The organism is Sporosarcina sp. 6E9, from assembly GCF_017921835.1.
Classification (GTDB): domain Bacteria; phylum Bacillota; class Bacilli; order Bacillales_A; family Planococcaceae; genus Sporosarcina.
This window is the reverse complement of sequence record NZ_JAGEMN010000001.1, coordinates 2,161,870-2,183,025: the sequence shown is the minus strand read 5'-3', so window position 1 is coordinate 2,183,025 and position 21,156 is coordinate 2,161,870. Positions and strand designations below refer to the sequence as shown.

At 41.7% G+C, this 21,156-nt stretch carries 5 protein-coding genes and 1 pseudogene; 5 read left to right on the top strand and 1 reads right to left on the bottom strand.

The genetic code is table 11. The features are described from left to right. Positions 1 to 10 precede the first annotated feature (10 nt). The 5 genes and pseudogenes from J4G36_RS10860 (at position 11) to J4G36_RS10840 (ending at position 20,276) form a co-directional block, all read left to right on the top strand. On the top strand, positions 11 to 5,917 hold the full coding sequence (locus J4G36_RS10860; RefSeq protein WP_246880481.1) for a S8 family serine peptidase: 5,907 nt from the start codon (positions 11 to 13) through the stop codon (positions 5,915 to 5,917). Positions 5,918 to 6,077: 160 nt separating this feature from the next. Next, positions 6,078 to 10,001: pseudogene (locus J4G36_RS10855) on the top strand (S8 family serine peptidase); the annotation flags it as partial. A 256-nt stretch (positions 10,002 to 10,257) separates the two neighbouring features. Beyond that, the gene (locus J4G36_RS10850; protein WP_210470012.1) at positions 10,258 to 14,877 is read left to right on the top strand and encodes a cell wall-binding repeat-containing protein; all 4,620 of its coding nucleotides are present in this window, start codon (positions 10,258 to 10,260) and stop codon (positions 14,875 to 14,877) included. 78 nt (positions 14,878 to 14,955) lie between these two features. Further along, on the top strand, positions 14,956 to 15,486 hold the full coding sequence (locus J4G36_RS10845) for a BsuPI-related putative proteinase inhibitor (protein ID WP_210470011.1): 531 nt from the start codon (positions 14,956 to 14,958) through the stop codon (positions 15,484 to 15,486). Positions 15,487 to 15,680: 194 nt separating this feature from the next. Next, positions 15,681 to 20,276: a cell wall-binding repeat-containing protein gene (locus J4G36_RS10840; protein WP_246880480.1), complete on the top strand. Its 4,596-nt coding sequence runs from the start codon at positions 15,681 to 15,683 to the stop codon at positions 20,274 to 20,276. Positions 20,277 to 20,831: 555 nt separating this feature from the next. Here the strand turns inward: J4G36_RS10840 and J4G36_RS10835 are convergent. Continuing rightward, positions 20,832 to 21,095 carry a hypothetical protein gene (locus J4G36_RS10835; protein ID WP_210470010.1) on the bottom strand — a complete coding sequence of 88 codons (264 nt, stop codon included), beginning with the start codon at positions 21,093 to 21,095 and terminating at the stop codon, positions 20,832 to 20,834. Positions 21,096 to 21,156 lie beyond the last annotated feature (61 nt).

Genomic DNA, 21,156 nt, shown 5'->3' with positions numbered 1-21,156 from the left:
GGAAAATTTATTGAGGAAACAGCAGCAATCACAAAAGAGGATATTTAAAATATTCGCCTCTTTTCTCATGATCTTTTCACTACTAGCACCTGGATTTGCTGCAGCAGAGTCATCAAGAAGTAACCTACACGATTCTGTAAATGGCACACAAACTAGTGCCAAAGACAAGGTGAGTAAGCGTTTACTAGCGGAGTTTGAAGATAAGGAGAAAATAAGATTTTTAGTTAAATTTAAAGAGCAATCTGATCCTATGAAAATCGCAAATGATGAAAAAAACAGTGCAAAGTCAAATAAATTATCCGCGCAACAAGCACTGTTTCAACAGCGCTCTGCTGTCTTAGCTGATTTGAAATCAGTCGCTCTGAAATCTCAATATAACGTTGTTGAATTTCTAGAGAAAGAGACAGAACGCGGGAATGTCGACGACTTTGAGTCATTCTATATTGTGAACGGGATGGCAGTGACTGCGACGAAAGATATCGCTGAGAAAATCGCAGCTTTTGCAGAAGTTGATAAAATATTACCAAACGAAGAACGACAATTGCATGAAGCAGTTGTAAATAGGGATGAAGAAGCACCGGAGTCAACCATTGCAAACGTTGAATGGAACGTTGAACGAGTGAAAGCCCCTGATGCTTGGGCGCTCGGAATAGACGGAACTGGTACTGTAGTTGCAAGTCTTGACACGGGTGTCCAGTGGGATCATCCCGGATTAAAAGGAAAATACCGTGGATATGATGCAAGCACAGGTTCAGTAGATCATACCTATAGTTGGTATGACTCTTCAAGTGGACGAGCAGTTCCATATGACGATAACGGACACGGAACGCATGTAACCGGAACAATGGTTGGTGGCGAACCGAATGGTGCGAACCAGGTTGGCGTTGCGCCTGGCGCAAAATGGATTGCGACAAAAGTATTTAACGAGTCGGGTAGCACGACCGATGATATTTTACTGCGGGCTGGACAATGGATTATGTCTCCGGGCGGCGATGTGAACATGGCGCCGGATGTTGTAAATAACTCTTGGGGCGGCGGATCGGGTCTGGATGAATGGTATCTTCCGACGGTTAGAGCTTGGAGAGCGGCAGAAATTTTCCCTGAGTTTTCAGCTGGGAATACAACGTTGACGAATCCAGGTGGGCCGGGATCAGTGGCCGTACCGGCAAACTACCCTGAATCATTCGCAACAGGTGCAGTCGATGTTAATAACCAGGTGCCAGGTTTCTCACTAAGAGGACCATCGCCATACGGAGAAATTAAACCGGATATTACGGCGCCGGGTGTAAATATTCGTTCAACAGTTCCGGGTAGCGGATATGAAGGCGGTTGGAATGGAACATCAATGTCTGGTCCAGCGGTTGCAGCAGTAGCAGCAATGCTTCGACAAGTAAATGCCAACATAACTGTTGATGAAATGGAACAAGTATTATTAACCACAACAACACCTTTAACAGATTCACTGTATCCTATATCTCCAAACCATGGATATGGTTATGGATTGGTTGATGCATATGAAGCAGTTTCCTCCATTTTAGAGGGTTTAGGAACTGTAAATGGACAAGTAATGCAAGATGGAGAAGATATTGAAGCTCCAACATATAAGCATAGTGCTCCTGCAGAAACTTATTCAGGAACGGATTTAAGTTTATCAGTTTTTGCAAGTGATAACATAAGTGTTACAAGCGTCCAAGTGTCTTATAAAGTTAATGACGATTGGACAACAGTTGACGCAACACGTAAATCAGGTGATTATAGATCTGGTGATTACGGAGTAACAATACCAGGTGAAGACATCGTCGGAAGTTCATTTAACTACAAGTGGATTATTAAGGATTATAGTAATAACACTGTAGAAAGTGATGAGTATGTAGTTGAAGTAAAAGCTGGAATAACGACGGGATACTTTGAAAACTTTGAGAGTGAAGAACCAGTAGGTTGGTATTCCATGGGCGAAAATGATAAATGGGAATGGGGTGCACCTACTTCTGGACCAGGAAAAGCGTATTCTGGAGAAAATGTATACGCAACAAATTTATCAGGCAACTATGTTAACGGTATGAATAACATATTAGTTATGCCGCCAGTTGATTTACCAGAAGGACCTTCCTTCTTCCAGTTTAAAAACTGGCATATCTTCGAAGAAGCATCATCTGGAAGAGCGTTCGATTTTGGACATGTTGTTATTTCAAAAGATGGTGTTGAATGGACAGAAGTTCAGAAGTTTCAAGGAACATCTAAAGGATGGTTAAGTACAGAGATAGACTTATCTGAATACAGTGGACGCGTATATCTGGGCTTCAAGGTGTATTCAGATGTTAGTGGTTTAAGAGAGGGTTGGTATCTGGACGATGTTGCGCTTTCTGAAACATCGCAGTATAGCGATGATACTGTAGCGCCGACAATATACCACACTGCACCGACTGAAGTGTATTCTGAAATGGATTTAGTATTGAAAGCTCAAGTTGCTGATAATTTAAGAATATCATACGTGAAACTTAAATATGAAGATACGAATGGGGAATGGCAAGAAGTCCAGGCGACACAAGTCTCTGGCAACAATCGAGAAGGACAATTTAGTGCAAGAATTCCTGGTGACCAAGTATCAAGAGATACAATTACCTATAACTGGGAAGCTGGCGACTACGATGGGAATTTAGTTACTACAGATGATTACGTAGTTGATGTAGTACCAGGCGTAGGTTTGGGTTATTTTGTAGACTTTGAAGGTGACGTTTCAAGTTGGTACTCATTCGGAGCAAACGACACTTGGGAAATGGGCGTACCAACTTCCGGTCCAAATGGAGCAGCTTCCGGAGAAAACGTCTATGCAACAAATCTTTCAGGTTCCTATTCCTCAAATATGGATGCGACACTCGTTATGCCTGCAATTGATTTACCTGAGGGAGAAGCATACTTGAACTTTAAGAGCTGGCATAACTTTGAAGATTCAATATGGGGACAGTCTTATGATTACGGACGTGTAGTAGTTTCAACCGACCAAGTAAATTGGACAAGTCTTAAAATGTTCGAAGGTTTAACAAGCAATTGGACAGATGTATCAATAGACTTATCGGATTATTCCGGTCAACGGATCTATGTTGGTTTCAATGGACAATCCGGTGGTAGTGTTAATTATGATGGTTGGTATATCGATGACGTAGGACTATCAAATTCGCCAACAGTAACAGGCGAAAATGTAACAAATAAAGTTGAAAATATACCTTCAACTCTTCCGTTACGTGCACAAGTAACTATTTTAGAAAATGGAAGATCAGTCATTACAAATCCTGCTGATGGATCTTATTCACTAAGACTTTATGCTGGAGAGTATACAGTTGAAGCAGGTGCTTATGGATTTAAAGCAGCACAACGAATTGTAACAGTTGGGGATGGCGAAGAAACAATCGCCAATTTCAAATTGGAAGAACTGGAACAAGGTACTGTGGCAGGGCATGTCACAAATAAGGAAACTGGTACTACGATTAGCGAAGCAACAATACTGTTAATTGAAGATGCAAATATTGAACCAGTAGAGACGGATGAGAACGGAAACTTTACTCTGTCGGCGTATGAAGGAACATATACGCTAAAAGTAATGGCACAAAATTTCCACAGCCAAGAAATCGAAATTACAATTGGTTCTGATCCGATTGAGGTCAATATTGAACTCGATCCAATGTACACATATCCAGGCGGGGAAATCGGCTATGACGATGGAACAGCTGAAAACGCACTTGTTTTTCATGAAGGAGGAAATGGTTGGGCAGTTAAAATGTCTCTACCTGAAGGAAAAAATTCTGCAATCGTAACAGATGGCGTATTCCGTTTCTGGGATAGAGAATGGCCAGTACCAGGTGGAACTGAATTTGCAGTTGAAGTATGGGATGCAGGTGCGGATGGCATGCCGAGCACAAAATTAGCAGGTCCAATCGACGGCACGGCATTACGTGACGGCACATGGACGACTGTAAATCTAAGGGATCAAAACATCGTTGTCGATGGCGATTTTTACATGGTTTATATTCAAACGAAGTCAAATCCGAACGCACCAGGTCTCGCAACTGATCAAAGTAGTGCAAGTTCGGGAAGAAATTACCAATACGTTGGCGGAGCATTTACAGCATCCCCGGCAGAAGAAGGTAACTACATGATCCGTGCAATAGTTGATTACGAAATCGGAAAACCAACGATTACTGCGCCGGATGGAGATTTTCTGACAAATGAAAAGAATATTTCGATTGAAGGAACTGCATCACCAGCAACTACAATTCGGCTCAGCAATAATGGTGAAGAAGTTGGTACAGCTGAAATTGGTGATGATGGTGCATTTAGTTTTACAACTGACCTAACTGAAGGCGCTAACGAATTTGTTGCGGTCACACTAGTAGACGGCGATGCAGCTAGTTCGTCAGAAAAAGTGACAGTAACATTGGATACAGAAGCACCGGAATTGACAATTGATAGTCCGGTAGATGGGGATATAACAAATGAGAATACAGTTGGAGTTGAAGGAACTGTATCCGATGCACATCTTGATTCTGTAACGGTAAACGGTGAAGAAGCGGAAATCGAAGAGGATGGAAGCTACTTTAAACGTATTTCGATTGAAGAAGGCGCAAATGAAATCACTGTAGTCGCGACTGACCTTGCCGGTAACTCGGAAACGAAATCGGTCACAATTACAGTAAGTCAAGATGCTCCAGTACTCGAAAATCTACAACCTTCGGAAGATATAACGGTAGAAGCTGGCGATGAAGTAGAAATCTCCTTTACAAGCGAAACTGTAGGTGGGGAAGCAAGCTTCGCAATTCAGCTACCAGGACAAAAAGAGCTACAATCCGCCGGTGACAATCCGATGGTTGAAGTAGAACCTGGTATTTATGAAGGGACTTGGACCGCCCCGGATTTGGCAGTGGAAGATTTAATCGTCGTAGCTAAATTAATTGACGCTAACGGAAAAAGCAGTACAAAAGACGCTTCAGGAACAATCACCATCATTCCCAAAGAAGTCGAAGAACCAGCACTACCGGGAGAAATCGACCGGATATTTGGTTCAGATCGTTTCCAAACAGCGATTGAAATCAGCCGAAACGGTTGGGAATCAGCGGATACGGTAATCCTTGCACGCGGCGATAACTTTGCTGATGCACTTGCGGGTGTGCCACTAGCACATTCAGTAGATGCACCGATTTTATTGACGCAAACTAAAAAATTAACAGAGGGCGTTCTCGAAGAAATCGAACGTCTAGGTGCAAGTATCGTCATCGTACTTGGTGGCGAGAGTGCAGTCAGTGAAACTGTTGAAAACAAGCTATCCAAAGCGAATTTAACAGTAGAACGCGCGAGCGGTGCGAACCGATTCGCAACAGCGGCAGCAATTGCGAACCTAATTGCGCCAAACGGATCCGATGAAGTTGTCATCGCCAACGGCATGGACTTCCCGGATGCACTATCTGTCGCATCACACGCAGCACAAGCAGGCACGCCGATTCTGTTAACGACAACAGATGAAATACCTGCCGAAACACAAGGTGCACTTGATCGTTTAGGTGCAAAGAACACAATCGCAGTCGGCGGAAAAACAGTTATTTCTGAAGCTGTCGAAGCCGAACTACCAAATGCGACTCGCCTAGGCGGAGATGACCGTTATATTACGAACACGCTAATTGCAGAACATTACAATGTAGATACTGATCATCTCTACGTCGCGACTGGCACAGGATACGCAGATGCACTAACTGGGGCAGCACTAGCAGCCAAAGCGGATAGCGCAGTGCTACTCGTCCATGCAAAAGTTCCAGAAACTGTATCAGCTTATATCACTGATCAAGAAGTCAAAGACCTAACCATCTTCGGTGGAGAAGGCGCGGTAAGCGCAAAAGTATTCAACGAGTTGAATAGATTGATTGATTGAAGTGAAATGAAGCGTAGAGCCCGTTAATTCGGGCTCTATTTTTAATTCTAAGGCAATCGTGCTTATCGCCGCCTATTGACGAATTATGGAAATATTATTACCATAGAAACTATAGTCTCAATTATGGGAAAATAAAGCTGGATGCCAAGGGGGAAATGAAATGCAGAAAAGGCAACGCCGTCAAAAACAGTTTTTTAGTATCATAGCTTCATTACTAATGGTATTTTCATTGTTAACACCTGGATTTGCAAGTGAAAAGTCACTTGATACATACTTTCGCTACAATCAAACAAGCGACTCAGAGAAAATTAGCAATCGCTTAGCCGATGAATTTACGGAGGATGATAAAGTATCCTTTCTGATAAAATTCAAAGAAAAGGCAGACACGAAAAAAGTGGTGCAACAAGTTAAAGCGAATGCGAAAAAAAGAAAGCTTTCATCGCATAATGAACAGTTCCTTCAACGTTCAGCAGTCGTTACTGAATTGAAGGCGACAGCGCAGACGGAACAAGAAACTGTCCTTAAATATTTAGAGCAAGAAGAAGCAAATGGGAATGCCGAATCGATTAAACCATTTTTCATCGTAAATGGTATCTCGGTTACGGCAACGAAAGAAGTAGCAGATAAATTAGCAGCTTTTCCCGAAGTCGAGAAACTACTTCCAAACGAAAAGCGCCAATTGATAAAAACAACTGATAAAAGCCCTGTCACAGCTCAGGAAAACGTCGAGTGGAATGTCGAAAAAGTCGGCGCACCATCCGTTTGGGATATGGGAATCGACGGAAAAGGCGTCGTTATCGCAACAATCGATTCAGGCGTACAATGGGATCACCCAGCGATAAAAGACAAATACCGCGGCTACAACACGGAAACCGGGGAAGTCGATCATAACTTCAACTGGTTTGATGCAGTAACGGGTCAAACAACACCCTTTGACGACATTGCGCATGGAACGCATGTAACAGGAACAATGGTCGGAAGTGAAACGAATGGAACCAATGCAATAGGTGTCGCACCTGGTGCAAAGTGGATTGCTGTTAAAGCATTTTCAGCAGACGGTGGAGAAGATGCGGATTTATTAGAAGCGGCAGAATGGATTTTAGCGCCGAGAGATAAAAACGGAAATACACGTGTCGACATGGCGCCGGATATTGTAAATAACTCATGGAGCGGTGGTCCCGGGCTTGATGAATGGTACCGCGATGTCGTAACCGAATGGAGAAATGCAAATATTTTTCCGCTTTTTGCTGCCGGAAATACAACGATGTTCAATCCAGGGGGACCGGAATCGATTTCAAATCCCGCAAACTATCCTGAATCCTTCGCAGTAGGCGCCACAAATGTCAATAATTCGATCGCGAACTTCTCGCTGCGTGGACCTTCGCCCTACGGAGAAATTAAACCCGATATTTCAGCACCCGGCGTAAATATTCGCTCATCGATTCCAGGTGGAAAATATGAAGGTGGCTGGAATGGTACATCGATGGCTGCTCCAGCGGTCGCGGGAGTTATTGCGTTATTATATGAAGTCAATAATAGCCTAACAATTGACGAGGTAGAGCAGACATTGAAGGGCACTGCAACGCCGCTAACCGACAAAAACTACCCTGAAACGCCAAATAATGCCTATGGATATGGATTAGTAAATGCATACAAAGCGGTTTCATCCATTAAAGAAGGTCTTGGTACAGTTGCAGGAACAGTTTTAAAAACGGGTGATTCTGCGCTTAGCGGAAAAGTGAGTGTCCTAGAAAGCAGACAATCCGTCAATACAAATCCTGATGACGGTTCCTATTCACTTTCACACCGAACAGGAAAATTCACGATCCAGGCAGAAGCCTATGGATATTATCCGAAACAGCAAGCAGTTGTTATTAAAAAAGATGATTCTGTTGAAGCAAACTTTACATTAGATGAAATTCCGAAAGTTGCAATTAATGGAATTATTTCCAACGAAATAACAGGCGAAGCCATTGAAGGGGTTATGTTGCAACTCGTCGATGACGCTAATGTAACGCCCGTTGTCACAAATGCTGATGGCATGTACAGTCTCACTGCTTACGAAGGGAAATATACGCTAAAAGCGACAAAAAGTGGCTATCATAGTAAGGAAGTGGAGGTTACAGTTGCCACTAACCAAGTGGTTGATATCTCACTAAGTCCTATTTTCACCTATCCGGGCGATGAAATTGGCTACGACAACGGCAATATCGATAATGCCAGCATGTATTACGGAGGGGGTGCTGGATGGGCAGTGAAAATGTCCTTGCCTGACGACAAAAAGACTGCATTTGTCACGGAAGGCCTCTTTCATTTCTTGGATAAGGGATTTTCAGACACAATCGGTACAGAATTTAACGTTGAAGTTTGGGATGCAAAAGGGCAAGACGGACTTCCGGGTGAAAAAATTGCCGGGCCGTTTGACGCCGATGCGGTCCTTGATGGTTGGACAAGCGTTGATTTATCAGATTACGAAATCCAAGTAGACGGCGACTTTTATATGGTATACGTCCAAACTTTGGCGTATCCAGTCGCTGCGGGTCTAGGAACTGACAATGGAAATCCATATACAGAAAGAAGCTATCAATACCTTGACGGCGAATTCTATCCAGCATTTGTTGAAGATGGCAACTATATGATTCGGGCACGGGTAAGTTATGAAGTAGGCGATCCAGTCATTGATTCGCCGAAACAGCACGAAGCATTCGATGAGAAAAACATCACAGTCGAAGGAACTGCTTCACCGACGACGAAAATTCAATTATTGAACAATGAAGATGTGGTGGGATCTACCATAGTCGGGGAAGCCGGAACCTTTTCAATCCCTGCGGCATTAACAACAGGAGAAAATAAGCTTGTTGCAGTGTCCACATTAGACGGGAAATTAACGGGGAAATCTAATCTAGTAACCGCGATTCATATTACAGAAGAACCGAAAATCGAACAAATAACGCCATCTGAAAATCAATACGTATTGCCAGGCGAAAAAGTGAAAGTTTCAGTAAAAACTAATGTTTTGCACGGAGATGCCAATTTCGAAGTGAAGTTCCCGACGCAACAAACCGGCCAATTATTCAGTGGGAATAAGATGGTAGAAGTAGAACCCGGGATTTATGAGGGCTCATGGACCGTACCAGGAAACATTAACCTTCAAAATGTAAGTGTCGGGATTACGGTTACCGATTTACTCGGTAATCAAACAACAAAAGATGCAAAAGGAAAGCTTATGATTTCCCAACAGAAATTAGCACGAATTTCAGGGAAAGATCGCTATTTAACAGCAATCGAAATCAGTCAACAAGGTTGGACAAAATCCGACAAAGTCGTTCTAGCACGAGGTGATGGTTTTGCGGATGCTTTAGCGGGTGTGCCACTTGCGCATGAATTGAATGCACCAATTTTGTTGACCGTAAGTAGCAAACTGTATAAAGAAACATTGGATGAGATCAAGCGTCTAGGTGCCAAAGAAATTGTGGTTTTAGGAGGCGCGACCGCAATTAGCGAAACTGCTGTTAAAGAACTTGAAAAAGCAGGATTAAAAGTCGGGCGGATAGCTGGTAGTGACCGTTTCGAAACAGCTGCCAAAATTGCTTCATTCGTTTCGCCAAATGGAACAGCCGAAGCAGTGATTGTAAATGGAATGGATTTTCCAGACGCATTATCTGTTGCTTCGCATGCTGCAAAGAACGGATTACCGATCCTATTGACCCAAGCAACGAAACTACCAAAAGCAACAACAGACAAAATGGCTGAACTTAATACATCAAAAACAATCATCGTAGGTGGCCAAACTGTTGTATCGAATAAGGTTGCAGCCCAGTTGCCTCAAGTGACTCGATTGGCTGGAAAGGACCGATACGAAACCAACAACCAAGTCGCCAATTATTTCGGCGGGCAAGGTAAAAATGTCTACATTGCAACTGGAAAAGGCTATGCAGACGCACTAACTGGCGCAGTACTCGCCGCGAAAAACGACAGCGCAGTCCTGCTCGTCCACGACAGAATTCCAGAAGTTGTGACTGACTATTTAACAGAAAACGCCACAAAACGACTAACAATTCTTGGCGGTGAATCAGCAGTTAGTAAAAAAGTGGAAAATGATTTAAAGAAATTGCTTCAGTGAATAAATGTAACCCATCTTCGGAATATGGAGATGGGTTTTATATTACCTACGAAACAACTATTCTTAACAAATATTTACGAAAAATGGCAATAAGTCAGAATTTATATGGTATAGTAGTTTTGGTTTGTGAACTTTCATGCAAGTGTGCAAAGTCTGGGGGAAATTTAAAAAGGAAACTCATAAAACCAGTACTGCTACTAAATAAGGGGGATGTAAATTGATTAGAAAACTTAAAAGTATTTTTGCAATGGTCCTTGTCATAATGATTGCGCTACCAAATGTAATGATTGCGGCGCCCATTGAAGCTGAACTACCAAATTTACAAAAGGCTTTACTAGAAAGAGCAGAACAAATTGCCAAATCGGATGAATATCAAAAGTCGCTTATTAAACCCGAGACGGAAATAGACTTTGATAGCGAGAAAAAAGATGAGAAAGTTCGAGTGATTATTGAACTCGATTCCGATCCTGGTCTCGTTTATGCGAAAGCCAATAACATAACGCTAGATAAAGCGTTGAGTAAAATCGAAACAAAATTGGTGAATGAGCAACAAAAAGTACAAAATAATATCTCGAAGGCAGGAATTAACCTAAAATTCCTCTCAAATTATACCGCCACTATTAACGGGTTCAGTGGTGAAGTAAAAAACTCAGAAATCGAAAAGATAAAAAAACTAACGAATGTAAAAAATGTATATATTTCCAATGAATACGAAAGACCAGCACCATTAATGACGGATTCACATGGTTTAATAGGAAGCCAAGAAACGTGGGATATTGGCTATAAAGGGGAAGGCATGGTCGTTGCAGTCATTGACTCTGGCTATGATATCTATCACGATGATTTCAAACTTAGTGAAGAAACCGCTACAACACTTAGTGAAGCAGATATCAAAGAGCTAGATGTAGATGGGAAATACTATACCGAAAAAGTACCATATGCATATAACTACTATGATAAGAACCACACAATTAAAGAACCATTAGGCGCGAGCCATGGGCAGCATGTTGCAGGTACTGTCACAGCAAATGGAACAATTAAAGGTGTGGCCCCGGAATCACAATTATTGGCAATGAGAGTATTTTCAAATGATCCTTTTTACGCAACAACATTTTCTGATATTTATATCAAAGCGATTGATGATGCAATTAAGCTAGGTGCAGATTCATTGAACATGAGTCTTGGATCACCAGCAGGATTTACTCGTGAAAACAGCGCAGAAGATATAGCAATCAAAAATGCTGTCGAAAGCGGTATTGTTGCGGCAATTGCTGCAGGAAATGACCGAAATATCGTCTATAACAAATCAACAAAAGCATTGGCTTCTAATCCTGACGTTGGCGTAGTTGGGTCTCCAGGTCTAAATGAAGCAAGTTTTTCAGTAGCTTCTATAGACAATGTCGATGAAAATAGTGTGCTATTCTTAACCTATTTAGTGAATGGTGAAAAGAAAGAAGCTGAAATTCTTGTCGCATCTGAAAGCCCAAGTCCAAAAACTTTGCCGGCAAATAGTGAATTTGTTTTTGCTGGATTAGGTAAAGTAGAGGACTTTGGTAAGGTAGATGTAAATGGAAAGATTGCGCTCATAGAGAGAGGCGAACTTGACTTTACCGCGAAACTAGCAAATGCACAGGATGCAGGTGCAAGTGGGGTTGTAGTCTTTAATCACAGTTCGGGTGGAGAAGAGTTAATTAATATGGCTGGCGGCGAAAATGCTGAGGTTCCGTTCTTATTTATCGGAAATCGCGCAGGCGCAGAGTTGGCGAAAAGTGTGAATACAGAAACGAAGATTTCTTTCGAGAAAAGTGAAGATGCATATAATGGCCCGAAAATTAGTTCATTCTCATCATGGGGTGTAACGCCAGACTTGAGATTGAAACCTGAAATCTCGGCACCTGGTGGCGGGATTTATTCCACACAGAATGATAATACGTACGGCACAATGAGTGGTACTTCCATGGCAACACCGCATGTTGCGGGCGGTGCGGCATTAGTACAACAATATATTTCCGGGAATGATAAGTTCTCGAATCTAACAGTTGGAGAACGAACGGATCTTGCAAAAGTACTCATGATGAACACGGCGTATATCATTAAAGATGAACACGACAATGTCTATTCGCCTAGAATTCAAGGCGCAGGTGTTATGGACTTGGAGAACGCAGTTGAAACGACTGTTAAAGTTGTGAATACGAAGACAAACGAAGCTAAAGTTGAACTAAAAGAGCTTCAGTCCAAAAGCTTTACACTAAATTTAGCTGTGACGAATTTTGGTGACAAGGCAGTAGAATATGACGTTTCTTCTGTATTATTAGCCGATCAAGTAGAAAATGGTTATTTAGTAGAAACATCAAGAGAAGTTACACATACAACAACCGGTGCCGAAAGTTTCACAATCGAGCCAGGTGAGGTTGTCGAATTGTCTACGACGATTAATTTTGAAGAAGATGAACTGCCACTTAATAGTTTCGTAGAAGGGTTTTTAGTGTTAACAGGTAATGATTCAATCGATCTTTCAATACCGTTTACAGGGTTTTACGGTGACTGGACAAGCCAAAAAGTTCTGGACAACTTTATCGTCAATGATCCAGATGGTCCCACATTTTTCAATTTCGCAGGGATGATGGGAATCGGTGAACTTTGGTTTCCAGGCATGCCTTATCCGTTTCCGGAGTATTTCTTCTATGATACAGCGCGAATGGATATGAACCCAGGCGTTGAAATTGCTAAATCAGCAGGTACTGATGTAGTCGTACCTCATCTAACATTTATGAGAAATGCTGAAAAAGTTGAGTTTAATATTTTGGATGAAAATAAAAAGGTCTTAAGAACAATTGGATCAGAGGCGAATATTAGGAAGTATGCTGGTGCTGGCAGAGCGACAGCAGATACCTACGGATCAGGATTATGGGACGGCATGATTAATGGAAAACCGGCTGAAGAAGGCCACTACTTCTATGAAATCAAATCGACCATCAATTATCCTGGAGCACAGCCACAATCAAAAACAATGCCAATTTTAATCGACAAAACCGCACCAGAAGTATCAAATATCGAATATGACAAAGAAACAAAAACACTTTCATGGGATGCCATCGACAATGGTTATCCAACTGATAGTGTAGGAATAAGCTCATTTACAATCTCTAATTCAATTGAATCGGGAGATGGGGAAATCACAGTTGAAGCTCAAAAGAATGAAACTTCCTTCACGGTGGACGTTTCTTCATTAGTCGGTGACAATCCAGAAAACCTTTACATTTGGAGTTACGATAATTTATTAAACTCAGCCGTAGAAACAGTTAATGTGGAAGAGATTCCAACTGAAGCTGGAGAGCCGTTCATCTTCTTAAATTCACCTGGATTACTAGATTTTTATGGTGAAAAAGTGAACGTGCAAGGATATGTCGCAGGCTATGAGGGATTAGACAAAGTACTACTGGGTAAAGACGAAATCGAGGCAAACCTTGAATACAAAGAGTCTGTCACGATTTACTTTGGTAGTTGGGTTTACGAAGGACCAGCATATGAATTTACAAAAGAATTGACGCTGGAAGATGGCTATCATGAGCTATCCGTAAAAGCCATTGCCAAAGACGGTAGCGAAGACAGCATCATGAGAAGAATGTACGTAGACACGACAGCGCCAACGCTTGAAGTAACAGTTGAAGATCGTGATTTAGCTTCAAACAAAGCAACGCTTAAATTTGTGATGAAAGATAACTTCCCATTCTTTAAATTAACAGAGAATGGCAACGAGTTATATAAGTTTAACGGGTTCAATGATAGCATCATCGCAGGTCCAGATGAAAAAACAATTGAAAAAGAAATGTCCTTGGATGTTGGTGAAAATTCATTTACTTTCGTTTTAAGTGATATTCTCGGTCAAACTTCAGAAGTGACCTTAAATGTAAATCGAGGCAGCGTGGATGATTTATCCGAATCATATTCTGGCAGCGATCGTTATGGAACAGCGGTTGAAATAAGTCAGGCTGAATTCGAAAATGCGGATACAGTTGTATTAGCCAGTGGTGTGAATTTCCCAGATGCATTAGCGGGAGGACCACTTGCAACCGTATTAAATGCACCATTACTCTTGACGGGAGAAAAGAAAATTCCTGAAATCGTAATGGATGAAATCACTCGATTAGATGCGAAAAATGTCATCCTACTTGGCGGAGAAAATAGTGTTTCCGGACAAGTTCAAAAGTCAATCGAATCTCTCGGACTAAAAGTTGAGCGGATTTCCGGAGCGAATCGATACGAAACAGCGACATTAATTGCCCAAGAAATTAAAGCGATTAACGGTAGCAAGGAAGCTTTCGTCGTAAATGGAAGTAACTTCGCGGATGCACTAGCAATTAGTTCAGTAGCAGGTAGAGACGGTGTTCCAATTTTGTTAACTCAAAAAGATGTCTTAACAAAAGAAACATCTGACGCGATTAAGAAATGGAAAATTAAAGAGTTGACGGTCGTCGGCGGTGAAGCTGCTGTGAGTGCGGATGCATTACTCAATATTATTGGTTGGGGCGCATCTATTGACAGAGTTTACGGTGCAGATCGTTTTGAAACGGCATTAGAAATTGCGGAAACATTCTATCCGGATGCGACAAAAGCTGTATTCACAAATGGTTTAGATTTCCCTGACGCATTATCCGGCGCACCACTTGCGGCGAGAAACGATGCACCAGTCATTTTAACAAGAAGTACTGTTTTGGAAAAACCAATTACACCTTACCTAAAGGATAGTTCAGTAGAAGATGCAATATTCCTAGGCGGTAAAAATGCACTAAGTGATGATGTTAGACAAGAAATTGTCAATGTGTTGAAGAAGTAAACTATAGGGGTGCCTCGGCACTCCTATTTTGTTATTGCTTAACCTGCACTTACTGATAGAAAATTGGCGGTGAGTACGATGAAAAGAAGAGGATTACTAGTCCTTTCATTAGTAATGATTACGATATTGTTAACTTGGCTAGCCGTAAATAATGGTCAGCAAAAGACTGAGATAAATGGTGAGGGGGAAGAGAAGTTGAAAGAAGAAATTGTTAAAGTTCACAAGTTCGATCCAAATCAATCACAAACTAAAGGGAGCAAAAACGACCTCGTTTTTTCACTTGTCGAAGCGAAGGATTCTACAAATGCCAACAAAAAGGTGACCTATACTGTTAAAAATGAAGGAACTCGTAACCAGAAACTTTCATTTACGACAAGTCAAAGATACGACTATGAATTGAGCAGTAAAGAAAAGGGATTGATAGAACGTTTTTCAGATGGCAAAAACTTTCTGCAAGTATTAGGAGATGTAACGCTCGCTCCTGGAGAAGAAGTAAGCTATGACATTAAGCTTCCTGCATTAGAGAAAGGAAACTACATTTTAACGGTTTATTTAGCTGCATCTGGTATCAATTACGCTCACGAAACCCTTTTATTTACAATCGAGTGATACTAAACACATTCGTTTTTCAATAAGTATAAACTCATAAAATAATTTGACTATTCTAGGTATTAATACTACACTATTAATTGGGACAAGATTAAACTGATAGATTAGGAGGAGATGTGATAAAAAATCTAGCCTTACTCCGATAATATTGGAGAGTTTTGTCAGAAGAACACTATACTTAAGGGGGAAATTGATTGAGAATCCGAAGAGGTCTTGCCTTACTATTGACGTTTTTACTAGTTTTTTCAAGTAGTGCGATGGCGGCTGCCGGTCCAGTTCAATTGAAAGATGAACGGACAAAACCGGTAACATCGCAAGAGAAAATTAGCAAAGAAGACGAACAAACGTATAAAGCAACTGATAAAGTAAGAGTAGTTGTTGAAGTGAAAGGTGATCCTGCGATTACCTACGCGACAAACCAAGGGAAGAAGTTCAGTGATTTAGCTGAATCTAAAAAAGCAGCGTTACAAAAAACTGCACTAAATTCTCAAGAAAAAGTAAAAAAACAACTCTCTAGTAAAAATATAAATATGGAGTTTAAAGAAAACTTCACAACTGTATTCAACGGTTTTAGTGGAATCGTGGAATACGGTGAAATCGAGAAAATCACGAAAATCTCCGGTGTCACGAACGTTACGATTTCAACAGAATATGAGCGTCCAGATGCTGAACCTGAGATGAAATACAGTAAGGAATTAGTTGAAGCGCAAAGAGCATGGGATGAATACGGTTACAATGGCGAGGGTATGGTTGTTGGAATCATAGATACGGGTGTTGACCCAAGTCATAAAGATATGATTCTATCTGATGATGAGAAAGCCGCTCTATCAGAAACCGAAACCAATGCAACAATCGGTGAAAATGGCCTTCCAGGAACTTTCCATACTGCAAAAGTTCCATATGGTTATAACTATATGGATGAAAACCAAGAAATCCTTGACCTAGGACCTGGAGCATCAATGCACGGTATGCACGTAGCCGGTACAGTTGGTGCAAATGGTGATGAAGAAAATGGCGGCATTAAAGGTGTTTCTCCTGAAGCACAATTATTAGCGCTAAAAGTTTTCGGAAACGATCCGGGAATGGGTTCAACTTGGGGCGATATTTATGTTAAAGCAATTGACGATGCAATTATTTTAGGTGTAGATGTTCTTAACTTAAGCCTAGGATCGACTGCATCTTTCGTATCTCCAGAAGATCCAGAACAAAAAGCTATCGAGAGAGCAGTTGAAAATGGCGTGCTAATGTCCATTTCTGCTGGGAACTCAGCTAACTTTGGAAATGGATTCCATAATCCTTATGCATCGAATCCAGATATTGGTGTAGTAGGATCACCTGGTCTATCAGTCGATTCACTACAAGTTGCATCATTAGAAAACAGTTTTATGGATATGGATGCAGTAAACTATTCGTTTGACGGTCAAGAAGGGCAAGCTCCTTTCTTGTCAGCAGGTAGTGTCCATCCAGAAGATTTGGATGTAACAACATTTGGTGTTGAATATGCAGGACTTGGTGGAACCGAGGCAGACTTTGCTGGTAAGGATTTCACTGGGAAATTTGCATTAATTCAACGTGGAGAATTTGACTTTGTTACTAAAACTAGAAACGCACAAGCAGCTGGCGCTTCCGGGGTTATTATTTATAATAACGCAGACGGTTATGTAAGTATGGCGACAGAGCCAGATATTACAATTCCACAATTATTCATGTTGAAAACAGATGGTGATCTGTTAGCGAAACAAATTAAAGATGGCATCGCAGTTACACTTGAGTTCGCGGGCGAGAAAGCGACATCCGCAAACCCATTATCAGGTCAAATGTCAGGTTTCACTTCATGGGGTGTAACACCTAACTTGGATTTCAAACCTGAGATTACAGCACCGGGTGGAAATATTTTGTCGACATTCCAAAACGATCAATACGGAACGATGAGTGGTACATCAATGGCAGCACCGCATGTATCGGGTGGATCTGCAATTGTACTCCAACGTGTTGACGAAGATTTCGATTTAGAAGGAAAAGCTCGTGTTGAAATGGCTAAAAACATTTTGATGAATACGAGTCGCCTAGTAGAAGACAAAGGGTTATATAATAACCATTATGGATTGGGTAACCCGTATTCACCACGCCGTCAAGGTGCTGGTTTAATGCAACTTCATGCTGCATTGAGTACGCCTGTAGTTGTTACAGAAGTTGAATCAAATCTAGGAAAAGTTGCCTTAAAAGAAATCGGCGACAACGTTACGTTTACTTTGAAAGCAGAAAACGTGTCTGATAAAGCAGTTACGTATAATGTTGACGGTAACGTACAAACGGACTTTGTAATTGACCAGAAACATAATGAATTAGAAGCTGGCGGTATCTTCAAAGATGGAACAATTGAAGAAGGTTCACCGTGGTTAGGTGAGTTCCCAATTTCATTCAGTACTGATGAAATTACAATTCCTGCAAATGAAAGCGTAACTTTTGAAGTTACTCTTGATCTGACGGATGCAGTGGATTGGGCATACAATGAGCCAATTGATACATTCTTTGAAAATGGATATTTTGTAGAAGGCTTTGTTAAATTAACAGACCCTACAGATACGTATCCAGAACTATCTGTTCCATATGTTGGTTTCAAAGGTGATTGGAACGCAGCACCTGTACTTGACAAACTAGCGTATGACGGAAATGATTCATTCTATGAGCAGGCAGCAATGTTATTTGACTGTGGAGACGGATACTGTTACTTAGGTGTAGATCCATTAACAGGAAAACGCTCAACTTCAAAAATCGCAATTTCACCAAATGGTGACGGTGCGAATGATGAAGTTATTCCACTCTTATCATTCCTGCGTAATGCGAAATTAGCAGAATACAATGTGCTAGACGCAAACAAAAATGTAGTACGCAAGATTAAATCCGAGAACAACATTCGTAAGAACTATTTCGATGGTGGTTCAGGTGGAGCTTTACCATATAGACTGAATCCTTCTGTTGCTTGGGATGGAAAGATTAAAAACAAACCAGCTGCAGACGGCCAATATTACTATGAGATTGCAACAACAATTGACTTACCAGGAAAAGAAGCTCAAAAAGTTCAAATCCCTGTTATTGTTGATACTGTTGCCCCAGTAGTAACTGCAAGTCTAGATGGCAATAAAGTAACATTTGGAGCTACAGATGAGCGTTCAGGCATCGCTTATGCAGAATTACTCGTAAACGGTGAATCTGTTACCGCTACAAACGGTGAAGAGTCTGAACATACATTTGACAAAAAGCTTCCTTCCGGTACTACTATTTCAGTAGTAGCTGAAGACTATGCAGGGAATACAACAGAATATTTAATTAGTGGTGTGAACGATAATACACCACCAGTAATTTCGCCTACAACACCAGGAACTGGTGAAGTCTTTAACACAAATGAGGTTCAAGTAACTGGTACTGTTTCAGATAACTCTAAAGTTGTTGAGTTTAAAGTGAACGGTCAAGACGTTGAACTAGTTTGGAATAAAGAAAAAGGCAATTACAGTTACGATACAACAGTTACTTTTGATGAAGATGGATCGCACATCATTTCTCTTTACGCGAAAGATGTTGCAGGCAACGAAGCATCATTATCGAACAGCCGATTTGTAATTATTGACACAACAGCTCCAGGGCTTGAAGCCGATGCACCAGCTGTCGTAAATAGTGATACAACAAAAGTGAATCTAGTCGCACACTTGACGGATAACTTTGACGAAATCAGCTACTATGTTGATGGAAGTGAAGCATTCGCTCAAGATCAATCAGGCTACGACATGGTCGCATTCGACAAAGAAGTAACAACTGAAGTTTCCGTAGAACCAGGCAAAAACGTCTTTGAACTTAAAGTGATTGACATTGCTGGTAATACAACGATTAAGGAAGTAGAAGTTTACCGCGAAAGTGTTTCACGCGTTTCTGGAAGCGACCGTTTTGATACTTCAGTTGAAGTAAGTAAAAAAGGTTGGGAATCAGCAGAAACAGTAGTTCTTGCACGCGGAGATGACTACGCAGATGCTTTAGCGGGCGTCCCTTATGCGCATAAATTGAATGCTCCTATTCTTTTAACAGGAAGCAAAAAGGTTTATGACTCAACATTGGATGAACTTAAACGCCTTGGCACAAAGAAAGTTGTTCTATTAGGTGGAGAATCCGCCATCAGTAAAGCGGTAGAGACTCAGCTTGCAGCAGACTTTGAAGTAGAAAGAGTTGCAGGGAAGAACCGTTTCGATACAGCAGCGAAAATCGCTACCAAAGTTTCTCCAGAAGGAACAGATAAAGTAGTTGTTGTAAACGGCATGAACTTCCCGGATGCATTATCCGTTGCATCACATGCAGCACAAGAAGGCTTGCCAATTCTGTTGACAGAAGCGAAAAAGCTTTCAAAAGAAACTAAAGAAGCAGTCAAAAATCTTAACGCAACAAAAACGTATGTAATTGGTGGAACATCAGCTGTATCACAACTAGTTGAATTGGCTCTACCTAATACAACACGTTTAGCAGGCGAGGATCGTTTCGGAACAAATATCGAAGTTGCAAAACATTTCGGTGTTGAAAGCAACCACGTATATGCTGCGACAGGATTAACTTTCGCAGATGCTTTATCCGGCGCACCTTTAGCAGCTAAAAATGACAGCACAATCATTTTAGTCGGTCACTCCGTACCGAAAGCAGCGTCCAAGTTCATCACAGATCAAGACTTTGAACGCGTCACAATTTTCGGCGGCGAATCCGCAGTAAGTAAAAAAGTATCCGACGAGCTGACAAAACTAGTACAGTAAGTCAAAGTTTAATAAAGCTAGAATCCATTAGGAACATCTAATGGATTCTAGTTTTTTTGAATTCAATTAACTGCTGGCGAATTGCGCGCGATTGGGTGGGAAGTCCTCTCCCTGGTTCGTGAATTCCGCGTGATTGGGGTTGATGTCCTCTGTATTTTCGAATTGCGCGCAATTGCTTTTGAATTCCTCTCCCTGGTTCGTGAAGTCCTCGCAATCTAGGTTGAAGTCCTCTCCATTTTCGAATTCCGCGCAATCGGCTTTGAATTCCTCTCCCTGGTTCGAGAAGTCCTCGCAATCGGGGTTGAAGTCCTCTCCATTTTCGAATTCCGCGCAATCGGCTTTGAAGTCCTCTCCCTGGTTCGAGAAGTCCTCGCAATCGGGGTTGAAGTCCTCTCCATTTTCGAATTCCGCGCAATTGGGTGGGAAGTCCTCTCCCTGGTCCGTGAATTCCGCGCAATCGGCTTTGAAGTCCTCTCCCTAGTTTGCGAAGTCCGCCCAATCTCAACAAACCCCGACCCCGAATTACCCAAGCCCACTAAGTGCAAAAACCAAAACCTAAATCCCTTCTCCGCGCAATTCAGCATTATCTCCCCTTAATCTCAAGAAACCGCCAATTATGTCCGTTCTTTCCTCAAAGATGTCCGCGCAATCGCCGGCCCGCGCCCGGTTGTCCGCCCAATCTATCATTATGTCCACCCAATTAGCTAAAATCACGCATGATGTCCGCGCAATCGCCAAATATCTCCGCCCAATTTCAACAAACCCCGAATTACCCAAGCCCACTAAGTGCAAAAACCAAAACCGGAACTCATTCTCCACTCAATCCCCTCCAAAGCTAGATAATAATACACCCATCCCCAAAAAAACTAGGTAAAGTCAC

What these genes read in the sequence shown, in the direction of transcription:
- J4G36_RS10845 (WP_210470011.1), top strand. Translation starts at nt 14,956, where the DNA reads ATGAAAAGAAGAGGATTACTAGTCCTTTCATTAGTAATGATTACGATA.